We start from the raw sequence: 4,182 nt of genomic DNA on the forward strand, positions 1-4,182 counted from the left end.
GTCCCGGAACTGTAAGCTGGCCGGTATATAACAGGTTGCTGATATGTTTAGCCCGCATGGCGGGTTTAAAAAATGCGGTTTGGGCAAGTGTGTTTGCTAATCCGTAGGCGTTGCCTTTAAAAGAGTGATAGTCGGCCTTGAAATCATTGAGCGCATAGCTACGTTTCACTATTATCGAACCGCGGATGTCCTGCCCGGTAATGTGGGCGAACCTGTCCATCATCTGGTTAAAATATTTTTCGCGGATAGTTTCATCATCATTTAATCCCGGGGCTATCGGCATCAGGAAAAATAGGTTTTCTCCACCCTCAGGAGCTACGGTGCTGTCTGTTTTTGAAGCGCAGCAAACGTAAAATAATGGATCGGTTGGCCATTGCGGTGAGGTATAAATTTCTTTGGCATGCAGCTCAAAATCCTCATCAAAAAACAAATTATGATGCTGTATACCCTGCACTTTTTTGTTGGTGCCGATATAAAAAAGCAAACTCGATGGCGACATGGTACGGCTATCCCAATATTTACTCGTGTAGTTGCGATGGGGGGCATCAAGCAGATGTTGGTCAACATGCTCATAGTCGGCCCCGGCAATTACCATATCGGCAGTAAACGCCCCGTTATTGGTTTGTATGTTGCTAACCTGTTTATCTTTTACCTCAATTTTAGTGACCTCCGTGTTCAGTTTTATCTCAACCCCAAGTTCGGTAGCCAAACTCACCATAGCTTTTACTATTTCGTTCATCCCGCCCATGGGGTACCAGGTTCCCAGCGAAAGATCGGCATAGTTCATCATGCTGTACATGGCAGGGGTGTTTTGCGGTGTAGCACCTAAAAACAATACCGGGAACTCAAGTAACTTAACCAGTTTGGGGTTTTTAAAATACTTGCGTACATGACTGCTCATACTGGTCAACAGTTGAATACTGAAACTTTTTTTGATGAGATTGAGATCAATAAATTCAGAGATGGAATGAGAGGGGCGGAAAACATATTCGCCCATGCCTACTTTATATTTATACTCAGCCTGAGCTAAAAACTCTTTTAATGCTTTGCTGCTGCCAGGCTCTGTTTGTTCAAACAGGGCTTCGAGTTCAGTCATGTTTGCAGGCACATCCAATATTTCGTTTTGGCTGTAATAAATGCGATAGCCGGGATCAAGTCTTTTAAGTTGATAATAATCAGCAGTTTTTTTGCCAAACCGCGCGAAGAAGTTTTCAAACACATCGGGCATCCAATACCAGCTTGGCCCCATATCAAAACGGAAGCCGTCCTGTTCCCAAACCCGGGCGCGCCCGCCGGGCTGATCGTTTTTCTCCAGTAAGGTAACTTTATATCCTTCTTTGGCCAAAACACAGGCCGCCGATAAACCTGCAAAGCCCGAACCAATAACAATAATATGCTTGCTGCTGCTCATGTTTAATGTGAAGCCCAAGGTAAGCAAATTGTTTTAGGCCCATTAAAAAACAATACGGCTTTGAATTTGTACTTTTGAACAAATGACCACGCGAGTGCCGATGATGAACCTGTACGATGAAGCATGTTTTGAATGCAGTAAACTGATAACTAAAAAATACAGCACATCCTTTAGTCTCGGCATTAAAACTTTCGATAAAAGTTTCCGGTATCCTATTTATGCCATCTATGGTTTTGTGCGTTTTGCCGATGAAATTGTAGATACTTTTCATAATTATGACCAGCAGCAACTGATATGCGGGTTTAAGGAGGAAACTTTTAAGGCCATTAAAGAGGGGATAAGTACTAACCCGGTGATCCATTCTTTTCAGCAGGTTGTTAACCGGTATGGTATCGATCATGAACTGATCAAAGCTTTTTTGCGGTCAATGGAAATGGACCTGGATAATAAAGCTTATGATCAGGATAGCTATCAAACATATATCTACGGATCGGCGGAAGTTATTGGTTTAATGTGTTTGCGGGTTTTTACCAGCGATGATGTTTTATACCAGTCACTAATTCCCAAAGCACGAAGCCTGGGGGCGGCATTTCAGAAAGTGAATTTTTTACGGGATGTTAAGGCTGATTATACCGAACGCGGACGTACCTATTTTCCGGGGATTGATTTTAATAACTTTACAGAACAGGATAAATTGGCCATTGAAGCTGAGATCAAGCACGATTTTGACGAAGCCTTTGAGGGAATAAAACGTTTGCCTGTTGGTACAAGGCTTGGGGTTTATATTGCTTATATTTACTACCTGCAGCTGTTTGAAAAAATTAGTTACACGCCGGCCAGTGTAATATTGCAAAAGCGTATCAGGGTATCTGATGCGCGTAAAATGAGTTTGTATATCAAAGCTGTACTGCAGCAAAAATTAAATGTTATTTAATGTTCAGGAAGATTTTTTTTGTAGCCAACGTATTGGCGCTGATGTTCTTATTTCAACCGGTTAAGGCCGATGAACCCAATCTGAAAGTATTGCGTAAGCAAATGGTGATCGCTATTGATAAAAGTAAAACCACCGATTCGCTGTATAGCAGCCTCGATCATATTAAAGAAAAAACCGGTATTGTGAACGGCTTTATAGGTGCATTGCTTGCCTTAAAAGCTAAACATGCCTGGAACCCTTATTCTAAAATAAAATATCTTAACAGGTCAGAAAAAGTATTTAAACAAGCGGTAACGGCCGATCCGCATAATATCGAGATCAGGTTCATGCGCTTTTCTATCGAACATAACGTGCCCTCTATTTTAGGATTCAACAAAGATCTTGCTACCGATAGTGAAGATATTATAACACAACTGGATAAAAAGAACTATGGCTCGGCCGATAAAGAATTGACCATAGCGATCATCAAATTCCTGATCCATTCAAAAAGATGTACACCCGCCCAAAACCAAATCCTTAATAAACATTTAACCGAACTTACGTGAGATACACCTATTTGCTGATCAACCTGCTAACGGTATTTTTTCCCGTTGTGCTTTCGTTTGATAAAAGGGTGCAATTTCATAAAAACTGGAAATTTATATGGCCGGGAATGACTATTACCGGTCTGTTTTTTTTGTTTTGGGATGTGCTTTTTACCATTAAAGGGGTATGGTCGTTTAACCCCTCGTATATTATCGGAATTAAGTTTTTTGGCTTGCCTATAGAGGAAATACTATTCTTTTTAACGGTGCCATTTGCCTGCATATTTATTTACGCCTGTCTTAATTATTATGTTAAATGGCTGATGCCTTTCAGGCTTACCAGTATCATAAGCAGCCTGGTGATAATGCTGAGCATCCTGATGCTGATATTTTATCATGCCAGGCTTTATACGGCAGTTACCTTTAGTTTATTACTGGTATTGGTACTCCTGATTCAATACGTTTTTAAGGCAGAATGGTTAAACCGGTATTACCTTGCATATTTTGTAGCACTTTTGCCGTTTTATATAGTGAACGGCATATTAACCTCCATACCAATTGTGCTGTATAACAATGCCGAAAACCTGGGGAAGCGGGTTGGTACTATCCCTTTCGAGGATCATTTTTACCTGATGGGTTTATTGCTGATGAATATTGGTTTCTTTGAATACTTTAAGCAGCGGAAATTAAGTAAATGAGTGAACTGCCAACATACACCAAATCACAGCTGGCCTTACGCAATGGCCAGGATAAGCCCCAGATATGGGTAGCTTACAAAGGCGATATTTATGATGTAACCGAAAGCCGCCTATGGCGTAATGGTAAACACTATGAGCACTGGGCCGGGCAGGACCTTACAGATGAACTTCCCGATGCCCCACACACAGAAACAGTATTTGAAAAGTTTGAGAAGATAGGAAAACTAAGCCCCGCATAGATAGCTAAATGGGGCTTAGTTTTTTTAAGTCCTCCCTTTAGGGAGGTTTAGGAGGGCTTTTACAATTCAAATTTAGCCAGGCCTACAAACTCCTGTATGCGGTTAGCTATTTCTTCTTCGCTAAGGTTTCTTAATCTTTCTGAACCAAATTTTTCAACGCAGAATGAGGCCAGTGCCGAACCAAAGATGATGGCGTTTTTCATGTTGTTGAAGTTAACGGTACCCACTTTGGCCATATAACCAATAAAGCCACCTGCAAAAGTATCGCCGGCGCCGGTGGGGTCAAATACTTCTTCTAATGGTAAAGCTGGTGCAAAAAACACCTGATCGCCATGGAACAACAGGGCGCCATGTTCCCCTTTCTTAATGATCAGGT

6 protein-coding genes are annotated in these 4,182 nt (G+C 41.5%); 4 read left to right on the top strand and 2 right to left on the bottom strand.

Annotated features, from left to right (window positions below):
* Window positions 1-1,411: phytoene desaturase family protein (locus VF500_RS08925; protein WP_330859344.1), on the bottom strand; the 1,411-nt coding region annotated here is incomplete at its 3' end.
* Window positions 1,412-1,493: 82 nt separating this feature from the next.
* On the opposite strand from VF500_RS08925, the gene VF500_RS08930 reads away from it, so the two are divergent.
* From VF500_RS08930 to VF500_RS08945, 4 genes are read left to right on the top strand one after another with little or no spacing between them, the layout of a single operon-like run.
* Window positions 1,494-2,345, top strand: a complete 852-nt coding sequence (locus VF500_RS08930; RefSeq protein ID WP_330859345.1) for a phytoene/squalene synthase family protein — start codon at window positions 1,494-1,496, stop codon at window positions 2,343-2,345.
* Window positions 2,345-2,890: a hypothetical protein gene (locus VF500_RS08935; RefSeq protein WP_330859346.1), complete on the top strand. Its 546-nt coding sequence runs from the start codon at window positions 2,345-2,347 to the stop codon at window positions 2,888-2,890. The genes VF500_RS08930 and VF500_RS08935 overlap by 1 nt, the downstream gene beginning before the upstream one ends.
* Window positions 2,887-3,567, top strand: a complete 681-nt coding sequence (locus VF500_RS08940) for a lycopene cyclase domain-containing protein (protein ID WP_330859347.1) — start codon at window positions 2,887-2,889, stop codon at window positions 3,565-3,567. The genes VF500_RS08935 and VF500_RS08940 overlap by 4 nt, the downstream gene beginning before the upstream one ends.
* A complete protein-coding gene (locus VF500_RS08945) occupies window positions 3,564-3,806 on the top strand; it encodes a cytochrome b5 domain-containing protein (protein ID WP_330859348.1) in 243 nt (80 codons plus the stop codon). Before VF500_RS08940 ends, VF500_RS08945 begins: the two co-directional genes overlap by 4 nt.
* 59 nt (window positions 3,807-3,865) lie before the next feature.
* Here the strand turns inward: VF500_RS08945 and VF500_RS08950 are convergent.
* Window positions 3,866-4,182: PfkB family carbohydrate kinase (locus VF500_RS08950; RefSeq protein ID WP_330859349.1), on the bottom strand; the 317-nt coding region annotated here is incomplete at its 5' end.

Origin of the sequence: Mucilaginibacter sp., from assembly GCF_036383575.1 — a bacterium.
Lineage (GTDB): Bacteria > Bacteroidota > Bacteroidia > Sphingobacteriales > Sphingobacteriaceae > Mucilaginibacter.

Coding starts and splice junctions, on each gene's coding strand:
- VF500_RS08945 (WP_330859348.1), top strand. CDS start 3,564: ATGAGTGAACTGCCAACATACACCAAATCACAGCTGGCCTTACGCAAT.
- VF500_RS08935 (WP_330859346.1), top strand. CDS start 2,345: ATGTTCAGGAAGATTTTTTTTGTAGCCAACGTATTGGCGCTGATGTTC.
- VF500_RS08930 (WP_330859345.1), top strand. CDS start 1,494: ATGACCACGCGAGTGCCGATGATGAACCTGTACGATGAAGCATGTTTT.